Origin of the sequence: Pseudomonas sp. ADAK21 (assembly GCF_012935735.1) — a bacterium.
In the GTDB taxonomy this organism is placed as follows: domain Bacteria; phylum Pseudomonadota; class Gammaproteobacteria; order Pseudomonadales; family Pseudomonadaceae; genus Aquipseudomonas; species Aquipseudomonas proteolytica.
In genome coordinates, this window is sequence record NZ_CP052857.1 from 5,832,567 (window position 1) to 5,857,735 (window position 25,169).

The following is a 25,169-nucleotide window of genomic DNA, read 5'->3' on the forward strand; positions in this document are numbered from 1 at the left end:
TTCCGGCACGTATGATGCATCCCAAACCACCGCAGATTAGAAGCCTATGTCCCTGATAGTTCTACTGCTTCTGCCTTTCATCGGCAGTTGTCTGGCGGCCTTGCTGCCGCACAACGCACGTAACACTGAATCCCTGCTGGCCGGCCTTGTGGCCCTGGTCGGTACTGTACAAGTCGCCCTGCTCTACCCCCAGATCGCCGACGGTGGCGTGATCCGCGAAGAGTTCTCCTGGCTGCCCAGCCTGGGCATGAACTTCGTGTTGCGCATGGATGGCTTTGCCTGGCTGTTCTCGATGCTGGTATTGGGTATCGGCAGCCTGGTGTCTTTGTACGCCCGTTATTACATGTCGCCGGATGACCCGGTGCCGCGTTTCTTCGCGTTTTTCCTGGCGTTCATGGGCGCGATGCTCGGGTTGGTGATCTCCGGCAACCTGATCCAGATCGTGTTTTTCTGGGAACTGACCAGCCTGTTCTCGTTCCTGTTGATCGGCTATTGGCACCACCGTTCCGATGCGCGCCGTGGCGCCTATATGGCGCTGATGGTGACCGGTGCGGGGGGGTTGTGCCTGCTCGCGGGGGTGATGCTGCTCGGCCATGTCGTCGGCAGTTACGACCTGGACCAGGTGCTCGCCGCCGGTGACCAGATCCGTGCCCACTCCCTCTACCCCATTCTGCTGGCGCTGATCCTGATCGGCGCCCTGAGCAAAAGCGCGCAATTCCCCTTCCACTTCTGGCTCCCCCACGCCATGGCCGCACCGACTCCCGTGTCGGCCTACCTGCACTCGGCCACGATGGTGAAGGCCGGCGTGTTCCTGCTGGCCCGCCTGTGGCCTTCGTTGTCGGGCAGCGAAGAGTGGTTCTGGATAGTCGGTGGCGCCGGCGCCCTGACCCTGTTGCTCGGCGCGTATTGCGCGATGTTCCAGAACGACCTCAAGGGCCTGCTGGCCTACTCCACCATCAGCCACCTGGGCCTGATCACCCTGCTGCTGGGCCTCAACAGCCCGCTGGCCGCCGTCGCGGCAGTGTTCCATATCCTCAACCACGCCACATTCAAGGCCTCGCTGTTCATGGCTGCGGGCATCATCGACCACGAAAGCGGCACCCGGGATATCCGCAAACTCAGCGGCCTGGTACGCCTGATCCCGTTTACCGCGACCCTGGCCATGGTCGCCAGCGCCTCCATGGCAGGGGTGCCATTGCTCAATGGCTTCCTGTCCAAGGAAATGTTCTTCGCCGAAACCGTGTTTATCTCCTCCACCCAATGGGTGGAAATCGCCCTGCCGGTGATCGCAACCATCGCCGGTACCTTCAGCGTGGCCTATGCCCTGCGCTTCACCGTGGATGTGTTCTTCGGCCCGGCCGCCACCGACCTGCCACATACGCCCCACGAACCGCCGCGCTGGATGCGTGCACCGGTGGAATTGCTGGTGTTTACCTGCCTGCTGGTGGGGATCTTCCCGGCCCAGGTGGTGGGCTCGATCCTCGCCGCTGCCGCCCTGCCGGTGGTCGGCGGCGTATTGCCCGAGTACAGCCTGGCGATCTGGCACGGCTGGAACGCACCGATGATCATGAGCCTGGTGGCCATGACCGGTGGCGTGGTCCTGTACTTGCTGCTGCGCAAGCAACTCAAGCGCGGGCGCTTCAAGTACCCGCCGATCATCAGCTACTTCAATGGCAAGCGCATGTTCGAACGCTGCCTGGTGGTGATGATGCGCGGCGTACGCAAGATCGAGAAACGCATCAGCACCAAGCGCCTGCAGACCCAGTTGTTCCTGCTGGTGCTGGTGGCGGTGATCGCCGGGATGATCCCCATGCTGGGCAACAGCCTGAGCTGGGGCGATCGGCCGAAAATCCCGGGTTCAATCGTGTTCGTCACCCTGTGGCTGCTGGCGATTGCCTGCGCCCTGGGCGCCGCCTGGCAAGCCAAGTATCACCGGCTGGCGGCCCTGACCATGGTCAGCGTCTGCGGCCTGATGACCTGCGTGACCTTTGTCTGGTTCTCCGCGCCAGACCTGGCGTTGACGCAACTGGTGGTCGAGGTGGTAACCACGGTCCTGATCCTGCTGGGCCTGCGTTGGTTGCCACGACGGATCGAAGAGGTCTCGCCACTCCCCAGTTCGTTGCGCAAGGCACGCATTCGCCGGCTGCGCGACTTGCTGCTGTCCACGGTGGTCGGTGGCGGCATGGCGCTGTTGTCCTATGCGATGCTGACCCGCCAGACCCCCAACGACATTTCCTCGTTCTACCTCAGCCGCGCCCTGCCGGAAGGCGGCGGCAGCAATGTGGTGAATGTGATGCTCGTCGACTTCCGGGGCTTCGATACCCTGGGCGAAATCACCGTGCTGGGCGCCGTGGCCTTGACGGTGTATGCGCTGCTACGGCGCTTCCGTCCGCCCAAGGAAAGCGAGCAACTGCCCGCGCAACAGCGCCTGCTGGCACCGGATGTGGACACCGACCTGGTCAACCCGCGCCAGGCCAGCGACACCGCCCTGGGCTTCATGATGGTGCCCGCGGTACTGGTGCGCCTGCTGCTGCCGATTGCCCTGGTGGTGTCGTTCTACCTGTTTATGCGCGGCCACAACCAGCCGGGTGGCGGGTTTGTCGCCGGCCTGGTGATGTCGGTGGCGTTTATCCTGCAATACATGGTCGCCGGCACCCAGTGGGTCGAGGCCCAGATGAACCTGCGGCCGATGCGCTGGATGGGGTTCGGCCTGCTGTCGGCAACCTTGACCGGGCTTGGCGCATTGTTCTTTGGCTACCCGTTCCTCACCACCAGCACCCTGCACCTGAGCCTGCCGGTACTGGGCGATATTCATATCGCCAGCGCGCTGTTCTTCGACGTCGGCGTGTACGCCATGGTAGTCGGCTCGACCCTGCTGATGCTCACCGCCCTTGGTCACCAATCGGTGCGGGCCCATAAACCCGGCAACCAGGCGAAAGCCGCCGCCACACCCGCACAAGGAGCTGCCGCCTGATGGAAGAAGTCATCGCAATTGCCATTGGGGTCCTGGCGGCCTCCGGCGTCTGGCTGGTGCTGCGGCCACGGACGTTCCAGGTGGTGATGGGCCTGTGCCTGTTGTCGTATGGGGTGAACCTGTTCATCTTCAGCATGGGCAGCCTGTTTATCGGCAAGGAGCCGATCATCAAGGACGGCGTGCCTCAGGACCTGCTCCATTACACCGATCCCCTGCCCCAGGCCCTGGTGCTGACGGCGATCGTGATCAGCTTCGCTATGACAGCGCTGTTCCTGGTGGTGCTGCTGGCCTCCCGGGGCCTGACCGGCACTGACCATGTGGACGGCCGGGAGCCCAAGGAATGAGCTGGATGAACCAACTGATCATCGCGCCGATCCTGCTGCCGTTGCTGACTGCCGCGTTGATGATGATGCTGGGCGAGAAACACCGCCCGCTCAAGGCCAAGATCAACCTGCTGTCGAGCATGACCGGCCTGGGCATCGCGATGCTGATGCTGTACTGGACGCAAAAAGGCGGCCCGGCCTCCATCGGCGTGTACCTGCCAGGCAATTGGCAGGTGCCATTCGGTATCGTGCTGGTGGTGGATCAGCTGTCGGCCCTGATGCTGGTGCTCACCGGGATCATTGGCGTCAGCGCCCTGCTGTTCGCCATGGCGCGCTGGGACCGCGCCGGCACCAGTTTCCATGCGCTGTTCCAGATCCAGTTGATGGGCCTCTACGGCGCCTTCCTCACCGCAGATCTGTTCAACCTGTTCGTGTTCTTCGAGGTGCTGCTGGCCGCGTCCTACGGCCTGATGCTCCACGGCTCGGGCCGGGCGCGGGTGTCGTCGGGGCTGCATTACATCTCGATCAACCTGCTGGCTTCGTCGCTGTTTCTGATTGGCGCGGCACTGATCTACGGGGTCACCGGCACCCTGAACTTTGCTGACCTGGCACTGAAGATCCCGCTGGTGCCGGAAGCCGATCGCGGCCTGCTGCATGCCGGTGCGGCGATCCTCGCCACCGCCTTCCTGGCCAAGGCCGGCATGTGGCCGCTGAACTTCTGGCTGGCACCGGCCTACTCCTCGGCCAGCGCCCCGGTGGCGGCGATGTTTGCGATCATGACCAAGGTCGGCGTGTACACCGTGTTGCGCCTGTGGACCCTGCTGTTTTCCGGGCAGGCCGGCGCCTCGGCACTGTTTGGCGGTGACTGGCTGGTGTACGGCGGCATGGCCACCATCCTCTGCGCAGCCCTGGCCATGCTCGCCGCCCAGCGCCTGGAGCGCATGGCCAGCCTGAGCATCCTCGTGTCAGCCGGGATCCTGCTGTCGGCAGTGGGCTTTGCCCAGCCCAGCCTGACCGCCGGTGCGCTGTTTTACCTGGTCAGCTCGACCCTGGCCTTGAGCGCGCTGTTCTTGCTCGCCGAACTGATCGAACGCTCGCGCTCGGCCAATGAACTGCCCCTGGACGATGAAATCGAAGTGTTGCCACGGCCGGTGGAGTCCCTGCACCCGCCCAAGGGCACCAACCTCGATGATGAGCAAAAGGCCGTGGTCGGCCAAGTCATCCCCTGGACCATGGCTTTCCTCGGCCTGAGCTTTATAGCCTGCGCCCTGCTGATCATCGGCATGCCGCCGCTGTCGGGGTTCATCGGCAAGCTCAGCCTGCTCAGTGCCCTGATCAACCCGCTGGGCCTGGGCCATGCGGTGAGTGAGCCGATCCGCCCGGCAGCCTGGGGCCTGGTGGCGCTGTTGATCTTCTCGGGCCTGGCCTCGTTGATCGCCTTTGCGCGCCTGGGCATCCAGCGCTTCTGGACCCCGGAAGAGCGGCCGTCGCCGCTGCTGCGCCGCTTTGAGTGCGTGCCGATTTTCATCTTGCTGGGCCTGGCGATTGGCCTGACCTTCAAGGCAGAAATGCTCATGCGCTTTACCCAGGACACCGCCACCAGCCTCAATAACCCCGAGCACTACGTGATGGCCGTCATGGCCACCCGCCCGGTGCCCGGCCCGCAAGCCCAGGCCGCCGCCGTGGAGGTGCAGCCATGAAACGCCTGTTCCCTGCCCCGTGGCTGTCATTGGCATTGTGGATACTGTGGCTGGTATTGAACCTGTCGATCAGCCCCGGCCACCTGCTGCTGGGGGCGATCCTGGGCGTTCTCGCACCGCTGATGATGGCGCCGCTGCGCCCGTTGCCGATCCGGATTCGCCGGCCTTGGGTAATCATTCGCCTGTTTTTCCTGGTGGGTCGCGACGTGATCGTTTCCAACCTGCTGGTGGCGTGGGGCGTGCTGACCTGCGGCTCACGCCCGCCGCGCTCGCGCTTCGTCAAGATCCCCCTGGACCTGCGCGACGCCAACGGCCTGGCGGCGCTGTCGATGATTACCACAGTGGTCCCCGGCACCATCTGGTCGGAACTGGCCCTGGACCGCAGCATCCTGCTGCTGCACGTGTTCGACCTGGATGACGACGCGCAGTTTATCGAGCACTTCAAGCAGGCCTACGAACGGCCCCTGATGGAGATCTTCGAATGAGTGCCCTGCTCTCCAATGCGATCCTGTTCAGCCTGTTCCTGTTTTCCCTGGCCATGGTGCTGACCCTGGTGCGGCTGTTCAAGGGCCCCTCGGCCCAGGACCGGGTTTTGGCCCTGGACTACCTGTATATCCTGGCCATGCTGATGATGCTGGTGCTGGGCATTCGCTATGCCAGTGATACCTACTTCGAAGCGGCGCTGCTGATTGCGCTGTTCGGCTTTGTCGGCTCGTTTGCCTTGGCCAAATTCCTGCTGCGTGGTGAGGTGATCGAATGATCAATGTCAGTGAACTGCCACTGTGGGTGGAGATCCTCGTGGCGATCCTGCTGCTGCTCAGCAGCCTGTTTGCGCTGATTGGCGCGATCGGGCTGTTGCGGATGAAGGATTTTTTCCAGCGCATGCACCCACCGGCGCTGGCTTCGACCCTTGGCGCTTGGTGCGTGGCCCTGGCGTCGATTATCTATTTTTCGACCCTCAAGTCCGGCCCGGTGCTGCACGGCTGGCTGATTCCGATCCTGCTGGCGATCACCGTACCGGTGACCACCCTGTTGCTGGCGCGCACGTCGCTGTTTCGCAAGCGCATGGCGGGGGAAAATGTACCGGCCGAGGTCAGCAGCCGCAGGACTGACAGCGGTAGCTGATCCCTGGGGAATATAGGCGGTAAACAATGTGGGAGCTGGCTTGCCTGCGATAGCGGTAGATCAGTCACTGATGTGTCAGCTGACAGTCTGCTATCGCAGGCAAGCCAGCTCCCACATTTTGGACGGTGCTGTGTCAGTCAGGTCCAGGCGACGACCAACAGCCCCGTCCCCAACACCAGGCACAGCGGCGAGTAGAAAAACGTATCCAGCCGGGCAAACCGCGACCCACCGACCTTCTTGAAAAAGCCCACCAGCTCCGAATCACCAATTGCCCGTGCAAACATGATCAGGGCAATCGCGCTGATCCCCCACTGCAAAGCCTGATGCCCCACCGGCTGGAAAAACATCCCCGCCCGCAGGCACACCAGCAATGCAATCAGCACCAGCCCCACGGCCACCAGGAAGGTGCCCAACGCCGACGGTTTGAACGCCGGGCGTGGCCCGCTGGCGAACTCACCGGGCAGTTGCGGGATCGCCGCCGTACTGCCTAGCTTGCCACCCGCGGCCCAGTACACATGGACCATGCTGATAAATGCAAATACCCCGACGACCCACCTCGCAATAACAAAGCTCATGGCTGGATACCCCTTAAAAAGTCCGAAAGAGGATAGTCCTTTTCAGATTTTTTGCAGGCATTTAGTCGTCTGGTGATAAAGTGCCGCCCCATGAAACTCGCCCGTGCCGACCGCTCGTTGATTGCCTGGATGCTCTATGGCTGCGTCCTGTTCAACGTGTTCGCCTGCAGTATTGGTCATGGGCAAATGGTCGGCATGCAGCTCAACGGCATTGGCGGCCAGTTCTGTACCGTGGACCCTCGCACCCAGGCGCCAGCCCCCGTAAACACGGGCGATGAGTCCCTGCCCACACTGTCCAAGGCCTTCGGTTGCCCGCTGTGTTCCACCGGCGGCATGGGCCCGGCGCTCAACTCCAGCCTTAACGTTGCGGTGCTGCCTCAACCCCACGCCCCGCCACCGGCGGTGGTGCTCACCGCAGACATTCCCGCCCGTTTCACCTGGCCTGCGGCTAATCCGCGCGCCCCGCCCGCCTACGCCTGATCCCTGCGCTTTTTGATCCGCACACCGTGCTGCTTCCCTCAGGGAAGCGCGTGCGGCTGTGCGCTGCTTGCAAGCCATGCTTTTCAGGATTTATCGATGAAACATTTACCACTATTGGCGGGCCTGTTCGGCTGCCTGCCTTTTTGCGCCTGGGCCCTTGAGTTGGCGCCTACCACCATTGACGGCGCCGCCGCCAACGAGCCGGGCCTGGCTCTGGACCAATCCAGCGGCATGGCCTCGCGCCTGGGCCTGAGCGTGCGGAAAACCCCGGCCTCGATCAGCATCGCTGACCGCAACGATATCGAGCGCCGTGGCGCCAAGACCTTCCAGGATGCGGCCAACACCTTGCCCGGGGTCAACGCCAGTGCGCCGCCGGGGTTTGGCGGGTTTATCTCCTATCGAGGATTTACCAGCAGCCAGATCACCCAGATGTTCAATGGCATCAACGTCGCCGGTGGCCTGGCACGCCCTGTGGATGCATGGATTTATGACCGGGTCGAACTGGTGGGCGGCCCTTCCTCGCTGATCAACGGCGCCGGCTCCGTGGGCGGCTCGCTGAACTACGTGACCAAGCTCGCCACCCGCGAAGAACAGGCCGTCGAAGGCCAGCTCAACTACGGCAGCTACGACACCACCGGCATCGCCCTGGGCCTGAACCACGCCCTGACCGAACCCGTCGCCGAGGTGCAGCACTACGCGCGCCTGGACGTCAGCCGCAACACCAACCACACGCATATCGACCGCCAGCAACGCGATGCCTGGAGCGTGGCCTTCTCCTTGCTCAGTGACTTGACGCCCAACCTGTCCCACACCTTGGCCCTGGAGTATCAGGATGAACACGAGGACAGCCCCTACTGGGGCACCCCGGTGCTCAACCCCAAGGCCGGCGAGCTGAAGATCGACAAGCACAACCGTTTCAATAACTACAACGTCGCCGATGGCCGCTACGAGCAACGCACGATCTGGGCCCGCTCGATCATCGACTACCGGATCAACGACACCACCACCCTGCGCAACACCCTCTATCACCTCGACAGCCAGCGCGACTACCGCAACCTGGAGACCTACCAGTACAGCCCCGACAACAGCGTGGTGAACCGTTCGACGGCCTATCAGGTGCGCCATCAGGGCGAGCAGGACGGCAACCAGTTCGAGCTGCGCCATGACAGTAGCGTGTTCGGCCTGGCCACCACCTGGTCTGGCGGTTTCGAATACAAGGTCAACAGCACCACCGCCAGCCCGCTGAATGTGCCCGGCAAGAACGCAGTAGACCCGAACCACTACGATCCTGGGCATTTCTACGACCTTCCTGGCACCAAACCAGGCTTTATCAAGGACAAGACCACCGAAGTGACGACCAAGGCGCTGTTCGTCGAAAACCGCCTGGGCCTGACCGACCAGCTGTCGCTGCTGACCGGCCTGCGTTATGACGCCATCGACCTGGACGTGACCAGCCATCGCGACAATCAGCCTAACGTCAAACGCCGTTGGGAGCCGGTTACCGGGCGCGTGGGCTTGACCTACCAGTTCATCCCAGCGGCCAATGTCTATGTGCAATACAGCACCGCTGCCGAACAGCCCACCAGCACCACCCAGGTGTTTGATGTCTCCACTGGCAAGCAATGGGAAGTGGGCAGCAAGTTCGATTACCTGGACGGGCGCGGCTCAGCCACCGTTGCCGCCTACCACATCGAACGCAAGGACTTTGCGGTGACCGACCCACAAGACCCTACCCGCAGCCTTGCGGTGGGCGCGCAGTCGTCCAAGGGCATCGAGTTGGCCAGTTCGTTGCGCATCACTCCCAAGCTGTTGGCTGAGGGCAACTTCGCCTGGGTCGACGCGCAATACGATGACTTCAACGAGAAAATCGCCAGCGGTGCGGTGGTGTCGCGCAAGGGCAATACCCCGACCAACGTGCCGAAGCGAGTGGGCAACCTGTGGCTGACCTATGACATCACCCCGGCCTGGCAAGGTGGCGTGGACGCGCGGTACGTGGCGCAGGTGTACGCCGACAATGCCAACACCCTGACCGTGCCGGCATACACCCTGTTCGGCACGTTCCTCACCTACAAGGTCGATCAACACACCTCGGTGACAGGCCGGGTGCGCAACCTGACCAATGAGGTGTATGCGCAGTTTGCCCATGTGTCGCCAGCGTATTACCTGGGATCGCCGCGCACCTTCGAGTTGGCGGTGCAGACCAGGTTCTAAGGCTGGAATGCAGTTAAACCTGTGGGAGCGGGCTTGCTCGCGAATGCGGTGGGTCAGTCTATACATCTGGTGACTGACACTGCGCATTCGCGAGCAAGCCCGCTCCCACACAAGCCCGCTCCCACATTTGGACCTTCATATGAAAGGTTATTTGAGGCTGGCTTCGACCTTGGCGGCCACGTCCTCTGTCAGCCAGGCCTTCCATACCTGCGGATGTTCCTTGAGAAACGCCTGCGCCACTTCACGGGGCGGGGTGTGTTTTTCGCTCATTTTCGCCAGGGCCTGGTTGAGCGGTTCAATCGGGAAATCGACCTTCTCAAAGAATTGCGCAATCTGCGGATACTGCTGCTGGAACGGCGTAGACACGCCAATGCTCAGCTTGGACGCCAACGAACGCGTTGGCTTGGGGTTGGGGTTGTCGGCGTCGGTCAGGGTCTTCCAGGCCTCGGCGTCGAACGGTGGCTCCTCCAGCTGGATCAGCTTGTAGCGCCCCATCAGTGGCGTCGGCGACCAGTAATAGAACAGGATCGGCTTGCCACGGCGGATCGACGAGGCGATCTCCGCGTCCAGCGCCGCGCCAGAACCGCTGCGAAAGTTGACGTAGCTCTCGTCCAGGCCGTAAGCCTTGAGCTTCTGCTTATTGACCACTTCCGAGGTCCAGCCGATGGGGCTGTTGAGAAAGCGCCCCTTGCCCGGGGCTTCCGGGTCCTTGAACACGTCTTTGTAGCGCACCAGGTCGGTCACGCTGCGCAACTCAGGCGCCGACGCAGCGATGCCCTTGGCCGGGTCGCCCTTGATCACGTATTCAGGCACCCACCAGCCTTCGGTCGCGCCCTTGACGATATCGCCCAGGCCGACCACCTTGCCTTCAGACTCCGCCTTGACCCAAACCGGGCTGCGTCCCGCCCATTCCTCGCCGATCACCTGGATATCATTTTTGGCCAGGGCGGTTTCCAGGGTGATGGTGGTGCCAGGCAGCGTATCGGTGGGCAGGTCATAGCCCTTTTCGACGATAAACCGCAGAATTTCAGTGATCAGGCTGCCACTTTCCCAATTCAGGTCGGCAAAGTGAATGGGCGCCTGGGCAGCCGTTACCGGTGCGGCCGCCATCGACAGGCCCAGGGTGGTAAGGGACGCTGCCAACAGCGCTCGAATTGCTTTCATGCCTTTGAACCTCGCGTTTACACAGCCATGGCGGATGGCTTTGCTGTCACGCCGCCAAAGCCCTGAACAATTAAGTCCACAGAACTGTAGTAGAGGTTCAAAGGGTTGCAGGTATTCAGGGCTGTTGGTGCAAACGCTGCAGCTCCCGGCGCACCATGCTGGCGTACTCGGCGGGCCGCAGTGCATAGAGTTGACTGGCGACCCAGTTCAACCAGGCGCCCTGCAGATCATCTTTGCGGGCAAGCAGTTCGGCGGCCTTGGCTTGGGCCTGCGCTTGATGTTGCTGGTGAAACAGGGCCCGGCCTTCACTCATTATTCGCTGGCCTTGAAGCTCACCAGCTCACCCTTGCGCCACTTGGCGGCCTTGCCGGTCACGGCCTTGAGGGTTTTGCTCAGGCCTTCCTGCAATTGTTCATTGGCCGCGAACACCAGCATCACGCTGTGGCCTTCCTTGAACACAATGCCCTCGCCCTGCGCCGTGGAAACAAACGCGTAGTCCCCCAGGCCATAGACCGTCAACTTGATGTCGCGAAACTTCAGTTCGAACTTGCCACCTTCACGACTGGGCAGTACCGCCGCGCGAAAATGATCGCCGACCTTGAGTTCCAAACGGGGTTTGTCATCTACCACTAGCGCTGTTTCGGTATCGATTTCGGCAATGTAAATGCCTTCAGGGGTTTGTTCAGTGATGTAAACAAACCGCGACTGAAACTGTTTAACCAACTTCGCGCGCAAATCACCCAGCACGAACAATGCGTGCATATCCAGATTACTGACTGCCAAGGAAACGCCCCCACATCAAAAAAAGCGCTGCCCGCCAGGCAGGCAGCACAAAAAAGGCCGATACGGCACGACACATTGAAAAAACTTACTGAAGTTGATTCCCGCCAGACTCGTACAGCCTGGCCTGACAGGCCTTGTACAAGTCGTCAGGCAGTGCAGCAAATCACAGGTTTATCGGCCAGAGAACACTGGACGCCCCACTTCAGAGAATACCCCATTTGAAAGAGTGGTTTCCGACAGCCAAAAACAACGGAAAAACGTTGGATGGAACCGAACGTGGGCTGCCAACAACAATATTAGAACAGCAACACGGCTTAAAACCACCCGAAATGCTGCAAGCAGGTCAACAGATCGACAGGAGCTGGCCATGCAACGAGTTCAACGCCAACCGACACAGACTTCCGGCACCCTGCCCTGCAAGGATAGCGCGCTATTCTACAGCGTGTACGCCCATGGCGTGTGCGCAGGTTTTGCACTGTACCGGGTCATCCCGGCCGGGAGGAATTTTTTCCATATCCTGGAAGTACCCAGCGGCAGGATCAAAGGCTTTCGCAGCGATCACAACAAGGCCTGTGCCTTGGCCAAGGAGTTGGAAGCGCTTCTGGGCAAGACGTCCCGTCAAGGCGCGGCTTGAACAAATCGAACTATGCGCGCTGGTGCGCCTCCCATACCCGTAGAGACTCACTCTTTTGGAGAATGAAATGGACGCGCCCACCCATACCCTGCACGACCTGTTCGAACAATTGGGGCTGGAAGCCTCGCCGGCAGCAATCGATCGTTTTATCGATCAACATCCCCTGGCAGAAGATGTGAAGCTGATCGACGCCCCCTTCTGGAGCCCGCAACAGGCGCAGTTCCTCAAGGAAGAACTACGCGAAGATGCGGACTGGGCGATTGCCGTGGATGAACTCAACCAGCGCCTGCACCAAAACGTTTAACCGCCACTCAATGCAGGCGGTCGGATTGCTCCAGGTCCAGCAGTGCCTGCCAGGCGGCGCGGCATTCCTGGGCTTCGTCGCGGCTGGCGAAGGCCGTGCCGCGCTGTTCACCATTGAGCAACACCACCCAGCAGGCCCTCAGGCCCAGCGCACGCAGGGTCTGTGGCACACCACTGCCAATCATCACCGCCACATCGACTTTGCTTTGCATGGAAGTTCTCCGCAGGATTAGTTAGCTAGCTAACAATGTGCAGCATCTTAAGCGGTTCCTTTCGCTGGAAAAAGCTATCGCCGTAAAAGCTTCCTTGCATAACGCGCAACAATCGGTGCCTGGGCCTAGCGCCCTTCGGGTTTGTAGCCCAGGCGCAAGCCACCCCAATGTCGGCCATTGACCATGATTGGCACCGACAGATCGTGCATCAGCTCCCCGGTATCGCGGGTATAGGTTTGCAACAGCACCGCCTGCTGGTGACTGCCGCAGCGAATCCCGGTGCGGTCTTCAAATTTGCGCTTGGTGCGATTGTTCACGGCGTCCACCGCGGCATCGCCGGTCAGCGCCTGGGAAAACGCCTTGTTGTGCGTCGGCACATAGCCCTGTGGCGTGCAGGCAATGGCGAACACCAAACCTTCGTGACGGGGCAGCAAGGCTTCCTGGATAGCCGGCAACACCTGGTCGGTGTAGCCGTCGAAACGGCTGTGGTATTTGGTTGGGTGGCTGTTGGCAATCGGGGTGTAGCTGCGATTGAACAAGTCATCGAGGCTGATGCGGTTCTGTTGGACATCCGCCTCGAACTGCGCGCCGATGCGGCTCGCGCCTTCGCGGGCCAGGTCGTAGATTCGTTGGTGATAGTCGTCCAGCCCGACTTCGGCCAGACGCTCGCTGATCGTTTCGGCCTGCCCTTCCATTTGCACCGCGGCCTCGGCCAACTGCTGGGTTTGCTGGTCGCTGACGGTCAAGTCGCTACGCATCTGCTCCACCGCGTGGAACAGGCTGTCGAGTTGCACCCGATTGGTCTCCGTGCCCTGGGCAATGGCGTTGACCTGGCCTTCCACGCCCGCCGCCAAGGTGGCAATGCTCTCCAGTTGCTCGCCGGCGTGTTCCACCTGCTCGACACCAGCCTGCAGATCCACGGACAGTTGGCGGATTTGCTCCACCACCTGCGCGGTACGCTGCTGGATATCAGCCACCATCACCCCCACTTCATCGGTGGCGGTCGCCGTACGACCCGCCAGCCCACGCACTTCATCGGCCACCACGGCGAACCCGCGCCCATGCTCGCCGGCACGGGCGGCTTCAATGGCGGCATTCAAGGCCAACAGGTTGGTCTGGCTGGCAATGGACTGAATCACCAGGGTCACGCGCTGGATCTCTTCGCTGCGCTGGCTCAGGGCCTCGATCAATTGCCGGCTATCACTGGCGCGCTGGCTGAGTTGATGCATGCGGCTGATGGACTCCCCCAGCACCGCGCGCCCCTCGGTGCTGCGCTGATGGGCCTGGCCCGCCGCGCCGAGGGCTTCACGACTGAGTTGGGATGTCAGTTGCTCGGTGCCAATCATCACTTCGGCACTGCTGACAATTTGCTGGGCGGCGCCCAATTGCGATTGCACCCGGGCCGCCAGTTGCTTGACCGAATAGGCCACGCCAGCGGCTGACAACGCATTATGGCTGGTGGTGTAGGACAGATCGCGAGTCAACGCGCCCATGGCATCCTCGGCCACATCAGGTGCGAGGCTGCGGGGCGGTTTTTTCAGGCGCGGCAGCCAGACCAGCAGCAGGGCGACGGGTACGCAGAGGTAGATCGACAGGTCGACAAACGCCAGGCCCAACAGGACCAGCACCAGGGCGATGCTTTGCAGGAGCGGTGTTACCCAGCCAGGCAGTTGGCGGCTCACCGCGTGTGGCGCCACGACGGCGCCCATCAGAGATCCATCCCCGGCCATGCTTGTCACCCCACTGCTTGTCATTATTGTCTCTGCATTAAACGCCACTAATTAGCCATTATCTATGGGCCTTTGGTGTTAGGGCTTGCAGCAGATCAATAGACTGGGGGATGAGGTTGCTGACGCTCACCTGATGTAGGAGCGAGCTTGCTCGCGAAGAACTCAGGGACAACACGTTTATCCAGAATACACGTGTAATCGTTGACGACTTTCGCGAGCAGGCTCGCTCCTACAGGGGCGGACAGATCAGGCTTGGCGCTGATGCTTGTCGATTTGCTCGTGGCGCTCTTGCGCTTCGATGCAGTATTTGGTGGTCGGGCTGATCAGCAGGCGCTTGAGGCCGATAGGCTCGCCGCTGTCGTCACACCAGCCAAAGGAATCTTCCTTGATACGGCCCAGGGCCTGCTCAAGTTGCGGCAGCATGCGCTGGTCACGGTCGATGGCATTGACCAACCAGGTGCGCTCTTCTTCTACCGAAGCTGCATCAGCCGGGTCAGCCGGGGTATCCAGGCTTTCAATGGCGATGCGGTTCTGCTCAATGCGCTCGTGGTGCTCGACTTTCATGTCTTGCAACAACTGCTCGAAAAAAGCGTGCTGCTCGGCATTCATGTAGTCATCCGCCGGCATGGCCAGCAACTTTTCCTTTGTCATTGATTTCTCTATAAAAAATACGTGCATTAAGGCGAATAAGGGAGCGTTCCGGCCAACCTCTGCAGATCGGGGAAAGACGCCGTCCATTCCAAGCGCCACCCGGCACTCAATTTACGAGGGGCGGCAGTCTACGGCTGACTTGAGGGCGCAGCAACTGAAATGACAGGCAATTTGTCCGACATTCCCCCAAAAGGCACCAGGACGGGCTCGGCAGGCGGTTATCGGAGTGCGTTTATAGCAAGAAATTCAGTGTTGTGGAGCTATATAGAAGACAAACGGTTAGCGAACGGCTACCGGTGGACAAATGTAGGAGCGGGCTTGCCCGCGATGGCGGTGGGTCAGTCAACTGTTTATCAACTGGCCCACCGCTATCGCGGGCAAGCCCGCTCCCACACAAGCCAAGCCCCGATTTTGAGCTTTTATAGGTTCAGGACCCGCTCAGCGCTTGAGCTTGCGCTTGTTGCGGTACTGGTCGATCACCACTGCCACCACGATGATCAGGCCCTTGATGATGTCCTGGATGTAGGCATCCACCCCCACGAAGGTAAACCCGCTGGCCATCACCCCGAGGATCAGCGCGCCAATCACCGTGCCGGTGATGCGTCCTACCCCGCCCGCCAGGCTGGTACCGCCGATCACTGCAGCGGCAATCGCGTCCAGCTCATAAGACATGCCCATCCCGGCCTGCCCGGTCGCCGCACGGGCCGAGGCCACCACACCGGCCAGCCCCGCCAGCAGCCCGGCGATGCTGTAGACGATGATCAAATGCCGCTTGACGTTGATTCCCGAGGTACGCGCCGCCTGCATATTGCCGCCGATGGCGTAGGTGTACTTGCCGTACTTGGTGTAGCGCAGGGCAATGTGGAAGATCACCGCCACCACCAGGAAAATGATCACCGGCATCGCGCCATGGCCGATGGCCGTGTAGGAATCCGACAGCATGCTCACCGGCTGGCCCTCGGTGTAATAGCGCGCCAGGCCGCGGGCCGACACCATCATGCCAAGGGTCGCGATAAACGGCGGGATCCCGGTAATGGCGATGATGCTGCCGTTGATCGCCCCAGCCAACAGCCCCACACCCAGCCCGGCCACCACCGGGATCCACACCGGCAAGTCCGTCAGCGATGGAAACACCGCGCGGGAAAAGTCCGAAGTTTGCGCCAGGCTCGCGGCAATCATCGCCGACAGCGCCAGCACCGAGCCCGAGGACAGGTCGATCCCCGTGGTAATGATCACCTGGGTCACGCCAATCGCCAGCAAGCCGATAATCGACACCTGCAGGATCATCAGCACCAGGCGCTGGGAGTTCATCAAAAAGCTCTGGTCCCGCACGATCCAGCCAAACACTTCAAACACCAGGCCGATACCGATCAGCACCAGGAAAATGCTCAACTCGGTCGGAAACCGCCGCCGACTCTTTACCGGTGCCGTGGCGGGCTTCTTTTCCTCGGGTTTGCTTTCCAGTATTGCGTTCATTACCCGTCACCTTTTTATTGGTTAGTGGACTGCCGTCATACCGGAAGCCAACTGCATGACTTTTTCCTGGGTGGCCTCGGCCCGGTCCAGGGTGCCCATCAAATCGCCTTCGTGCATCACCATCACCCGGTCGCTCATGCCCAGCACTTCCGGCAGTTCCGAAGAAATCATGATCACCGCCATGCCCTCGCTGGCCAGGAAGGCGATCAAGCGATAGATTTCCGCCTTGGCGCCGACGTCGATGCCACGGGTCGGTTCATCGAGGATCAACAGCCGTGGCTTGGTCATCAGCCAGCGCGCCAACAGGGCCTTTTGCTGATTGCCGCCAGACAGGGTGTCGATGCACTGCTCAAGGGAGGGGGTTTTTACCCGCAGCTTCTTGCACATTTCTTCGCACAAGGCACGCAGGGCTTTTTGCTGGATGAAGCCATTGCCCGAGTAATGGGGCAGCACCGCCATTTCCATGTTTTCCAGGACTGACAGACACGGGAACAGGCCGGTGAGCTTGCGATCCTCGGTCAACAGCGCAAAGCCCTGCTTGATAGCCATGTGCGGGTCGCTGATGCGCAGCACCTGGCCGTCGAGGCGGATTTCGCCACCGTCGCTTGGGGTAATGCCGAAGATCGTTTCCGCCACATTGGTACGGCCCGACCCCATCAGCCCGGCAATGCCGAGGATTTCACCGGCATGCAGGTCGAAGGACACGCCCTGGAACACCCCATCCAGACGCAGGTCGCGCACCGACAGCAGCAACTCGCCAATGGGTGTGTCGCGCACCGGGAACAGCTGGCTCAATTCACGCCCGACCATCATCGAGATCAAGCTGTCGCTGTCCATGCTGTCGGCCCGTTGCAGGCCGATATAGGCGCCGTCGCGAAACACCGCCACTTCATCGGCGATCGCAAACACTTCATTCATTTTATGGGTGATGTAGATGATGCCTTTGCCCTGGGCCTTGAGGTCGGCAATGATCGAAAACAGATGGGCCACTTCCTTGTCGGTAATCGCCGACGTCGGCTCATCCATGATCAGGATGTCGGAGTCGTAGGACACCGCCTTGGCAATCTCCACCATCTGCCGCTCGGCAATGCTCAGGTTGCCGACCAGTTCCTCGGGGTCGAGGTTGATCCGCAGCCGCGCCAGCAACTCGGCCGTGCAGCGGTGCATGGCCCGGTGGTTGACCAGGCGCAGGCCATTGAGCTGCTCGCGGCCGATCCAGATATTCTCGGCGATGCTCATATGGGGCATCAGGTTGAGTTCCTGGTGGATCATCGCGATACCCGACTGCAAGGCGGCCAGGGGCGTCTCAAACACCACCGGCTTGCCCCGCAGGCGGATTTCGCCGGCGTCTGGCTGGTAAATGCCGGCGATGATTTTCATCAGCGTCGACTTGCCGGCGCCGTTCTCCCCCATCAGCGCCAGGACCGAGCCGGGGCGCACCCGCAGTTGCACATCGTCCAGGGCCACGACGCCGGGAAAGCCTTTGCTGATATGGGCGATTTCCAGCAGGTAGGGTTGTTCCAGGCCTGTGGGCTGCAAAGCAGTCGCTTGAGCGAGCATATCGGGGCTCCATCGGCAGGGCGATCGTGACCACCCTGCTGGCTTATTGTTGTGATTGAACGCTATTTGAATGACGCGACATTGTCCGGGGTGATCAGTTGGAAAGGCACCACGACGTTTGGCTCGACCGCCTCGCCCCTGGCCATTTTCACTGCCGCCTCCACCGAACCGACCGCCTGCCCCTTGGCATCCTGGAACACCGAGAGCGCCATCTCACCCTTGGTAATCGCATTCAACCCGTCGGGCGTGCCATCAACCCCACCAATCAATACGCTGCCCGGTTTGACGCCGGCGGTTTTCAACGCCATGGCCGCGCCAATCGCCATTTCGTCGTTGTTGGCGACCACCGCATTGAACTCACGGCCCTGGGTCAGCCAATCGTTCACCAGGGTCATGCCCTTGTCCCGCAGCCAGATCCCGGTCTGCTCCTGCTCAATCTTGATATCCGGATACTTACCCAGGATCTCCTTGACGCCCTTGGTGCGATTGGTCGTCGAGTTGTTGGCCAGGTCGCCCAGCAGAATCACGATTTTGCCTTTGCCGCCCATCTTCTCGGCCAGGTACTGCATTTGCAGCTTGCCGGCCTCGACGTCATTGGACGTCACCGTCACCACCCCTTTGGGCAGGTCGGTCTGGTCCGGGCGGCGGTTGACGTACACCAGCGGGATACCGGCTGCCACGGCGGCTTTGGTGATGCGCGCGGTAGAGGCCGTGTCCACCGGATTGACCACCATGGCATCGACTTTCTGGCTGATAAAGTTCTCGACCTGGCTCAGTTGCTTGACCACGTCGGCGCGGGCATCTTCGAACTGCAATTGCACACCATCGCCCTTGGGGTAGGACTTGGCCTGCTTGTCCATATCTTCACGCAGGTAAGTGAGAAAGGTGTCGTCGAACTGCGACATGCTGACGCCAATCTTGATATCGGCGGCCGCGGCCACGCCACTGGCGAGCATCATCGACAAGGCCAGCGAGGCGAAACGGATCTGGGTCTTCATGAACGGTCTGTCTCCACTTTCTTGTTGGTTTTCTGGAAGTAGCGTCTATCAGAGCGATGAGTTTGCAGCAGGCAGCCGTACCACCGGCGCACCTGGAATGCAGCACACCAGGGCGCCCTTGCTTTCGACGCAAAGGACATTGAGAAAAGAAAAATAGAAGGGTCGTGTGCGGGGCGGGAAGGCAGTACGTAACACGCGCAGTACAGCGTTGAAGATTTTCATCTGACGGTACCTGGTTGTTTTGATCTTGTTTTTGTTGAGTCCCCGCGCCTTCTTTATAAAGGAAGGTCGAGAGGGACTTTCGGCAACCTGGAAATGACTTTATTGGAAAATAATTTCCATATCAACTGATTTTAGAATTTTATTCTATTTCCACTCTCGGCCTTCCAGCGTCGCCATCTCCACCACTTGCCGGCGCTCGGCGCTGAGCCTGGCGGCATCCAGTACATGGGTGGTTTCCCAGGCATCCCTGGCTTGCACCGGTAACTCGCCCTGGCCTTGGACGGCGCTTTGCAACTGGCTATAGAACTGGTTCCAGGCGCCCTTTTCCGAGGGGATACGCTCGCGTTCCGCGCCCTGTTCAAACCAGCCCCAGCGTCGGTGTTCTTCGGCGCCCCAGTGTTCGCCCTCGGTCTTTGGATTCTTGCCGGCCAACAGCGCTTCCTCCTGGCCGTCCAGGCCTTCGACGGTATAGCAACCCGCCGTGCCATTGACCCGCAAGCGCGGGGCCGGGCAGTTTTGCAGGGCGCTGCCCCACAGGTGGGATATCACCCCGTTGACGTGGGTCAGGCAGACGAAGAAGCCATGATCGAGCGTGGGGTGCTCGGCGCTGTACTGCAATTGCGCAAACACCCGCTCCACCGGGCCGAACAGTTGCAAGGCCTGGTCCACCAGATGGCTGCCCAGGTCCCGCAGGAACCCGCCGCCACTGGCATTGCCCAGCGCGTGTGGGGTGTAGCGCTCCACACGGGACTCAAAGCGGGTGATGGTGCCCAGGGCGCCAGCGTCGATCAGCTTGCGCAAGGTAAGGTAATCGGAGTCCCAGCGCCGGTTCTGGTAGACGCTGAGCTTCACCCCTTCGCGCTCGGCGGCGGTGATCAGTGCCCGGGCCTGCTCGGCATTGCTGGCAAAAGGTTTGTCGCTGACCACCGCCACACCGTATTCGATAGCCTCCAGCACCAGCGCCGGGCGGCCCTTGAGGGTGGTGGAAATCACCAGCACATCCACCCCGGCCTCGACGATCTGCCCAATGCTGTCGAAGGCGGGCACTCCGGGATGCTCCGTCGCCAGTTGCTGGCGCCGCTCGGGGGAGCGTGTCACCACGCCAACAAACGTCGCCCCGGGCAATGTGGCAATCAGCGGGGCATGAAAAAAACGGCCACCGTGGCCGTACCCAACCAGTCCGATGCGCATGAACCAACTCCTCTTCGTGATCTGCAAACCCAATCAAAATGTAGGAGCTGGCTTGCCTGCGATGGCGGTAGATCAGTCAAGTATTTCTAACCTGATCCACCGCCATCGCCGGCAAGCCAGCTCCTGCATTGACCGCGCTAGCCGTAGAACGCCGGGCGATCCGGCAAGCTGACCTTGACGATCTGCCCACTGCCCTGGGCCTCGATACACGCATCCGCCGCCACCGCCGCGGCAAACCCGTCCCAGGCCGATGGCCCACCCACCTGGCCGGCACGCACGCCATCGATAAAGGCCTGCAGCTCGACGTCATAGGCTGCGATAAAGCGGTCTTTCCAATCCATCAAAATCGCATTCGACAGCTTGGCGCCGCTGCGCAATTGCACCTGGGACGGCTCCGGCAATTTGGCAATCCCGGTCTCCCCCACCACTTCACACTGGATGTCGTAGCCGTACTGGCAGTTCACAAACACTTCCACATCGATCCGCGTGCCCCTGGCGGTTTCCAGCAGCACGATCTGCGGGTCGCGCAAATGGCTCAGGGCCTTGCTGGTTTTACGCGGGAACACCACCTGCACCGACACATAGTCATCGGCCAGCAACCAGCGCAGCACGTCCAGTTCGTGGATCAAGGTGTCGGTAATGGCCATGCCGGTGTTGTAGTTCTCGCCCACCGTCGGGTTGCGGTGGGCGCAGTGCAGCATCAGCGGCTCACCGATCTGGCCGCTGTCGATGACTGCCTTGAGGGCCTGGTAGCCCTGGTCGTACGGGCGCATGAAACCGACCTGGACCAGGCGCTTGCCGTGGGCCACTTCGGCCTCGACGATGTTTCGGCAGCCCCGGGCCGTGACCGCCAGGGGCTTTTCGCAGAACACCGGTTTGCCCGCGGCAATCGCCGCCAGTACAAACTCCTCGTGGCTCGGCCCCCAGGAGGTGACCAACACCGCCTCGACCTGCGCCGACTGGATCAGCGCATGACCATCGGCGTACACCTCGGCATTGAGTTGCAGGTCCGCCACCACCTGGGCCGCCTGTTCAAGGTTGATATCGGTGACCGCCACCACCTGGCTGTTGAGCAAGGTCTGGCTGCAACGGCGGATATGGTCCCGGCCGATCGCGCCCGTACCGATCACACCCAGCTTCAAAGACATGGCAACACTCCTCTTATTGTCAGTACTGCCGGGCCTTGGCCAGGCGTTCATTGAGTTGTTTGGCGCAGGCATTGGTGCGCTCGCTGGTGGACACCTGGGCCACACCGACCCGCCACCACGACAGATAGCCGTGGATCATGGTCTTGGGCAAAACCTTAATGTCGATCAGCGTCGACACGCTTTGCCCGCGCGCATCGGCCAACGCGGCGTGCAGTTGCGCAAGGGTTGTGACCTTGTAGGTCTTGCAGCCATAGGCCGCTGCGCTCATGGCGAAATCCACCGGCACCAGGCCGCCATCGAGCTTGCCGCTATCAGGGTTGCGGAAGCGGAACTCGGTGCCGAAGCTGTCCATGCCATTGCCCATCTGCAGGTTGTTGATGCACCCGAAGGCCATGTTGTCCAGCAGCACCACGTTGATCTTGCGCCGCTCCTGGATCGAGGTCGCCAGCTCCGAATGCAGCATCATGTAGGAGCCATCGCCGACCAGGGCGTAGACCTCGCGCGCAGGCTCCGCCAGCTTCACGCCCAGGGCCGCGTTGATCTCGTAGCCCATGCACGAATAGCCGTACTCCACGTGATAGGTATTGACCCCTTTGCTGCGCCAACTGCGCTGCAAATCCCCCGGCAGGCTGCCGGCGGCGGCGACAATCACCGCGTCGTCGGCCAGGGTCTGGTTGAGCACACCCAGTACCTGGCTCTGGGTCAGGCAGGAGCCGGTCAGCTCGATAAACTCGCGCAGCACCGCCGGGTCCATGTGGTCACTGATCTCGGGGGTGAAGTCGGCGTCGGTGTAGCGCGCCTGATAGACCCGGTCTACCTCGGCATCCCCTTGCGCACGGGCCAGGTGTGGCTGCTCGCCCCATTGCGCGGTGTAATCGCCCAGCGCGTCGGCCAGTGCCAGCAGCCCGACCCTGGCATCGGCCAACACCTGGACCCCGTCGAGTTTCAGCACATCGCCGGGGCTGATATTGAGGTTGAGAAACTGCACCTCGGGGTGTTGGAACAGCGATTTTGAGGAGGTGGTGAAATCGCTGTAGCGCGTGCCAATGCCGATGATCAGGTCGGCGTCCCGGGCCAGCAGGTTGGCGGCCAAACACCCGGTTTCACCGATGCCGCCGACATTCAAGGGGTGGCTGGAGACGATGGCGCTCTTGCCGGCCTGGGTCTCGGCAAAGGGGATCTGAAAGCGCTCGGCAAACGCTTGCAGCGCGGCATTCGCGCCGGAGTACTTGACCCCGCCACCGCAGATAATCAGCGGCTTGCGCTTGGACTTGAGCAGCGCGGCGGCATCTTGCAGCATCGCGTCGGTGGCCGGGCGGCGGTCCAGGCGGTGCACGCGTTTTTGCAGGAAGTAATCGGGGTAATCCCAGGCCTCGGCCTGCACATCCTGGGGCAAGGCCAGGGTCACGGCGCCGGTTTCGGCCGGGTCGGTCAACACGCGCATGGCGTGGATCGCCGCACTCATCAACTGCTCGGGGCGGTTGATGCGGTCCCAGTATTTGCTCACGGCGCGAAACGCGTCGTTGGTGCTGATACTCAGGTCATGGAATTGTTCGATCTGCTGCAACACCGGGTCCGGCTGGCGACAGGCATACACATCGCCCGGCAGCAGCAACAGCGGGATGCGATTGGCCGTGGCGGTCGCGGCAGCGGTGAGCATATTCGCCGCGCCGGGGCCGACCGACGCCGTACAGGCGTAGATCTTGCGCCGCAGGTGCTGCTTGGCAAAACCAATCGCGGCATGGGCCATGCCCTGCTCGTTGCGGCCCTGATGCACCACCAGATCGCCACTGTCCTGCTCCAGGGCCTGGCCCAGGCCCAATACATTGCCGTGGCCAAAAATGGTGAACACCCCGGCGACGAACTTGCTCTGCACGCCATCGACTTCGATGTACTGGTTATCGAGGAACTTCACCAGGGCCTGGGCCATGGTCAATCGGGTTGTGGTCATGTTTGGCACCCGTGTCTTTTGCATTTTGCGTTGTTAGAGATCCAGCAACCAACTGTGCTGCGGGTCGTTGTGAAAGTGCCAGGCGCGCTTGGGCCCGGCCATCACGTTCAAGTAATACGATTCGTAGCCATACGGCACGCTGACCGGGTGATAGCCCTTGGGCACCACCACCAGGTCGTGGTTTTCCACGGCCATGGCCTGGTCGATGCTGCGGTCGTCGGTGTACACCCGCTGGAACACAAAGCCCTGGGGCGGGTTGACCTGGTGGTAGTAGGTCTCTTCCAGAAAGCTCTGGTGCGGCAGGTCATCGGTATCGTGCTTGTGTGGCGGGTAGCTGGAGGAATGCCCGGACGGCGTGCGCACCTCCACCACCAGCAGCGAGTGAGCCGGTTCGCTATCGGGCAGGATGTCGCAGACATAGCGGGTGTTGGCGCCCTTGCCGCGCACGCTGCGCTTGCAGTGCTCGGGGCGGATCAGCCGGGGCGCAAGACCGGCGGCAGCAGAGCCCGGCGCAGCGCACACGGCGATCTGCACATCGCTCAGGGCCGTCACCTGGGCAACCGTGTTTGGCGGCAGGTAGGCTGCGAACGGCGATTTATCCTCGAACACCGACCGGCGATCCCCGAGGTTCTGCCAACTGAAACCTTCGCCTTCGATCGTCACCCGACCACTGAGCAGCACCAGGCACAGCTCTTTGTCGTCGGCACTGACCGCCAGCGCTTGCCCCAGGCCCAGGCGGTAAGCGCTAAACCCCACATACTCCAGGCCGCCGGCCGGCAGCGCGACCAGGGTTTGCCCGCGGGGCGTGCTTTTGACCAACAGGCTCATTGTCCGGCCCTCGCATCCAACAGCGCGCGCAAGGTATCGAAGCCTTTTTTCGCATAGATATAGCTGGGCGCCACAGCCGGATCCTGCTCGGCCTCCACCACCAACCAGCCGCTGTAGCCGGCGCCCAGCAGCACGTCCAGCAACTCGGCAAAGTCGATATCGCCATCGCCAGGCACGGTGAAGGTGCCGTTGACGATGCAGTCGGGGAAGCTCCACATCTGGTTGCGCGCCAGTTGCACCACCGGTTTGCGCACGTCCTTGAAATGCACATGGCAGATACGGTCCAGGTGCTTGCGCAGCACCTGGACCGGTTCGCCGCCCCCCATATAGCAGTGCCCCGAATCGAACAGCAGGCCAACCTCGGGGCCAGTGAGGCGCATCAAGGTGTCGATGTCTTCCGGGGATTCGACATAGGCGCCCATGTGGTGGTGATAGGCCAGGCGCACGCCCTGGGACAGGGTAAAGCGCGCCAGTTCGGTGAGCTTGTCGGCATAGGCCTGCCAAGCCTGTTCGCTGTGAAAGCGCGGGCGTTCGAGCAGGCGGATCGGCGCGCCCTGGATCGAGTCGGCCACCTCGCCGTAGACCAGCACCGTGGCGCCATTGTCGCGCAGCAGTTGCACATGGCTGGCGATGGCGTCGATTTCCTCCGCCACCGAGCGCCGGGCCAGGCGGCTGGAGTACCAGCCGGAGACCAGCGCCAGGTCGTAGGGACGCAACACATCACCCACGCCCTTGGCGTCCTTGGGGAATTTGCCATTGAGCTCGAAACCTTCGTAGCCAATGGCCTTGCCTTCGCTGAGCGCGGTGCTCAAGGGCGTCTCGCCGCCCAGGGCCGGCAGGTCGTCGTTGCTCCAGGAGATGGGGTTGATGCCAATACGGATTGCGGGCATGGCTGCACCTTTTATTGTTTTAACCTTGAGGCTGCTGAAA

General features: G+C 61.6%; 26 protein-coding genes. 10 read left to right on the forward strand and 16 right to left on the reverse strand.

From position 1 onward, the window contains the following. Positions 1 to 46: 46 nt before the first annotated feature. Genes HKK57_RS26235 through HKK57_RS26260 form a run of 6 tightly spaced genes read left to right on the forward strand, consistent with a single transcriptional unit; the run spans position 47 to position 6,122 of the window. Positions 47 to 2,974 (forward strand): monovalent cation/H+ antiporter subunit A, encoded by a 2,928-nt coding sequence (locus tag HKK57_RS26235; RefSeq protein WP_029293019.1) that lies wholly within the window; start codon positions 47 to 49, stop codon positions 2,972 to 2,974. Next, positions 2,974 to 3,318: a Na+/H+ antiporter subunit C gene (locus HKK57_RS26240; protein WP_003202835.1), complete on the forward strand. Its 345-nt coding sequence runs from the start codon at positions 2,974 to 2,976 to the stop codon at positions 3,316 to 3,318. Before HKK57_RS26235 ends, HKK57_RS26240 begins: the two co-directional genes overlap by 1 nt. Next, the gene (locus tag HKK57_RS26245) at positions 3,315 to 4,997 is read left to right on the forward strand and encodes a monovalent cation/H+ antiporter subunit D (RefSeq protein ID WP_029293029.1); all 1,683 of its coding nucleotides are present in this window, start codon (positions 3,315 to 3,317) and stop codon (positions 4,995 to 4,997) included. Before HKK57_RS26240 ends, HKK57_RS26245 begins: the two co-directional genes overlap by 4 nt. Further along, positions 4,994 to 5,482, forward strand: coding sequence for a Na+/H+ antiporter subunit E (locus tag HKK57_RS26250; protein ID WP_070995240.1), 489 nt, complete (start codon positions 4,994 to 4,996; stop codon positions 5,480 to 5,482). The genes HKK57_RS26245 and HKK57_RS26250 overlap by 4 nt, the downstream gene beginning before the upstream one ends. Next, positions 5,479 to 5,757: a K+/H+ antiporter subunit F gene (locus tag HKK57_RS26255; protein ID WP_003211751.1), complete on the forward strand. Its 279-nt coding sequence runs from the start codon at positions 5,479 to 5,481 to the stop codon at positions 5,755 to 5,757. Before HKK57_RS26250 ends, HKK57_RS26255 begins: the two co-directional genes overlap by 4 nt. Further along, entirely contained in the window at positions 5,754 to 6,122 is a 369-nt protein-coding gene (locus HKK57_RS26260) for a Na+/H+ antiporter subunit G (protein ID WP_029293034.1), read from the forward strand. The genes HKK57_RS26255 and HKK57_RS26260 overlap by 4 nt, the downstream gene beginning before the upstream one ends. A 137-nt stretch (positions 6,123 to 6,259) precedes the next feature. Here the strand turns inward: HKK57_RS26260 and HKK57_RS26265 are convergent, their stop codons facing one another. After that, positions 6,260 to 6,697 carry a DUF3995 domain-containing protein gene (locus HKK57_RS26265; protein ID WP_169391123.1) on the reverse strand — a complete coding sequence of 146 codons (438 nt, stop codon included), beginning with the start codon at positions 6,695 to 6,697 and terminating at the stop codon, positions 6,260 to 6,262. Between the two features lie 90 nt (positions 6,698 to 6,787). On the opposite strand from HKK57_RS26265, the gene HKK57_RS26270 reads away from it, so the two are divergent. Beyond that, positions 6,788 to 7,177: a DUF2946 family protein gene (locus HKK57_RS26270; RefSeq protein WP_070995238.1), complete on the forward strand. Its 390-nt coding sequence runs from the start codon at positions 6,788 to 6,790 to the stop codon at positions 7,175 to 7,177. Positions 7,178 to 7,273: 96 nt separating this feature from the next. After that, positions 7,274 to 9,388 (forward strand): TonB-dependent receptor, encoded by a 2,115-nt coding sequence (locus tag HKK57_RS26275; protein ID WP_169391124.1) that lies wholly within the window; start codon positions 7,274 to 7,276, stop codon positions 9,386 to 9,388. A 147-nt stretch (positions 9,389 to 9,535) separates the two neighbouring features. Here HKK57_RS26275 and HKK57_RS26280 read toward each other — a convergent pair whose 3' ends face one another. The 3 genes from HKK57_RS26280 to HKK57_RS26290 form a co-directional block, all read right to left on the reverse strand. After that, positions 9,536 to 10,552 carry an ABC transporter substrate-binding protein gene (locus HKK57_RS26280; protein ID WP_169391125.1) on the reverse strand — a complete coding sequence of 339 codons (1,017 nt, stop codon included), beginning with the start codon at positions 10,550 to 10,552 and terminating at the stop codon, positions 9,536 to 9,538. A gap of 115 nt (positions 10,553 to 10,667) precedes the next feature. Further along, on the reverse strand, positions 10,668 to 10,865 hold the full coding sequence (locus tag HKK57_RS26285) for a hypothetical protein (RefSeq protein WP_029293044.1): 198 nt from the start codon (positions 10,863 to 10,865) through the stop codon (positions 10,668 to 10,670). After that, entirely contained in the window at positions 10,865 to 11,314 is a 450-nt protein-coding gene (locus HKK57_RS26290; protein ID WP_029293046.1) for a hypothetical protein, read from the reverse strand. Before HKK57_RS26290 ends, HKK57_RS26285 begins: the two co-directional genes overlap by 1 nt. 388 nt (positions 11,315 to 11,702) lie before the next feature. Between HKK57_RS26290 and HKK57_RS26295 the strand changes: the two genes are divergently transcribed. Together HKK57_RS26295 and HKK57_RS26300 are read left to right on the forward strand one after the other, a co-directional pair. After that, a complete protein-coding gene (locus HKK57_RS26295) occupies positions 11,703 to 11,969 on the forward strand; it encodes a hypothetical protein (protein WP_169389586.1) in 267 nt (88 codons plus the stop codon). Positions 11,970 to 12,036: 67 nt separating this feature from the next. After that, the gene (locus HKK57_RS26300) at positions 12,037 to 12,273 is read left to right on the forward strand and encodes a DUF2789 domain-containing protein (protein WP_029293048.1); all 237 of its coding nucleotides are present in this window, start codon (positions 12,037 to 12,039) and stop codon (positions 12,271 to 12,273) included. A 7-nt stretch (positions 12,274 to 12,280) separates the two neighbouring features. Here HKK57_RS26300 and HKK57_RS26305 read toward each other — a convergent pair whose 3' ends face one another. The 12 genes from HKK57_RS26305 to iolE form a co-directional block, all read right to left on the reverse strand. Then, positions 12,281 to 12,484 (reverse strand): hypothetical protein, encoded by a 204-nt coding sequence (locus HKK57_RS26305; protein WP_029293050.1) that lies wholly within the window; start codon positions 12,482 to 12,484, stop codon positions 12,281 to 12,283. 125 nt (positions 12,485 to 12,609) lie between these two features. Beyond that, positions 12,610 to 14,238: a methyl-accepting chemotaxis protein gene (locus HKK57_RS26310; RefSeq protein ID WP_405045202.1), complete on the reverse strand. Its 1,629-nt coding sequence runs from the start codon at positions 14,236 to 14,238 to the stop codon at positions 12,610 to 12,612. Positions 14,239 to 14,460: 222 nt separating this feature from the next. Beyond that, positions 14,461 to 14,865: a TraR/DksA family transcriptional regulator gene (locus HKK57_RS26315; RefSeq protein WP_010173153.1), complete on the reverse strand. Its 405-nt coding sequence runs from the start codon at positions 14,863 to 14,865 to the stop codon at positions 14,461 to 14,463. 438 nt (positions 14,866 to 15,303) lie between these two features. Next, the gene (locus HKK57_RS26320) at positions 15,304 to 16,341 is read right to left on the reverse strand and encodes an ABC transporter permease (protein ID WP_029293056.1); all 1,038 of its coding nucleotides are present in this window, start codon (positions 16,339 to 16,341) and stop codon (positions 15,304 to 15,306) included. A 21-nt stretch (positions 16,342 to 16,362) separates the two neighbouring features. Next, complete coding sequence (locus HKK57_RS26325; protein ID WP_029293058.1) at positions 16,363 to 17,901, reverse strand: sugar ABC transporter ATP-binding protein; 1,539 nt, start codon at positions 17,899 to 17,901, stop codon at positions 16,363 to 16,365. A 62-nt stretch (positions 17,902 to 17,963) separates the two neighbouring features. After that, entirely contained in the window at positions 17,964 to 18,899 is a 936-nt protein-coding gene (locus HKK57_RS26330; RefSeq protein WP_029293060.1) for a sugar ABC transporter substrate-binding protein, read from the reverse strand. A 48-nt stretch (positions 18,900 to 18,947) separates the two neighbouring features. Beyond that, entirely contained in the window at positions 18,948 to 19,121 is a 174-nt protein-coding gene (locus HKK57_RS26335) for a hypothetical protein (RefSeq protein ID WP_166647900.1), read from the reverse strand. Positions 19,122 to 19,265: 144 nt separating this feature from the next. Then, positions 19,266 to 20,312, reverse strand: a complete 1,047-nt coding sequence (locus HKK57_RS26340) for a Gfo/Idh/MocA family protein (RefSeq protein ID WP_169391126.1) — start codon at positions 20,310 to 20,312, stop codon at positions 19,266 to 19,268. Positions 20,313 to 20,449: 137 nt separating this feature from the next. Then, positions 20,450 to 21,460 (reverse strand): Gfo/Idh/MocA family protein, encoded by a 1,011-nt coding sequence (locus HKK57_RS26345; RefSeq protein WP_029293063.1) that lies wholly within the window; start codon positions 21,458 to 21,460, stop codon positions 20,450 to 20,452. A 19-nt stretch (positions 21,461 to 21,479) separates the two neighbouring features. Continuing rightward, positions 21,480 to 23,411, reverse strand: coding sequence for a 3D-(3,5/4)-trihydroxycyclohexane-1,2-dione acylhydrolase (decyclizing) (gene iolD / locus HKK57_RS26350; RefSeq protein WP_029293065.1), 1,932 nt, complete (start codon positions 23,409 to 23,411; stop codon positions 21,480 to 21,482). 33 nt (positions 23,412 to 23,444) lie between these two features. Continuing rightward, complete coding sequence (iolB, locus tag HKK57_RS26355) at positions 23,445 to 24,239, reverse strand: 5-deoxy-glucuronate isomerase (protein ID WP_029293067.1); 795 nt, start codon at positions 24,237 to 24,239, stop codon at positions 23,445 to 23,447. Continuing rightward, the gene (gene iolE, locus HKK57_RS26360) at positions 24,236 to 25,129 is read right to left on the reverse strand and encodes a myo-inosose-2 dehydratase (protein ID WP_029293068.1); all 894 of its coding nucleotides are present in this window, start codon (positions 25,127 to 25,129) and stop codon (positions 24,236 to 24,238) included. Before iolE ends, iolB begins: the two co-directional genes overlap by 4 nt. Positions 25,130 to 25,169: the final 40 nt, after the last annotated feature.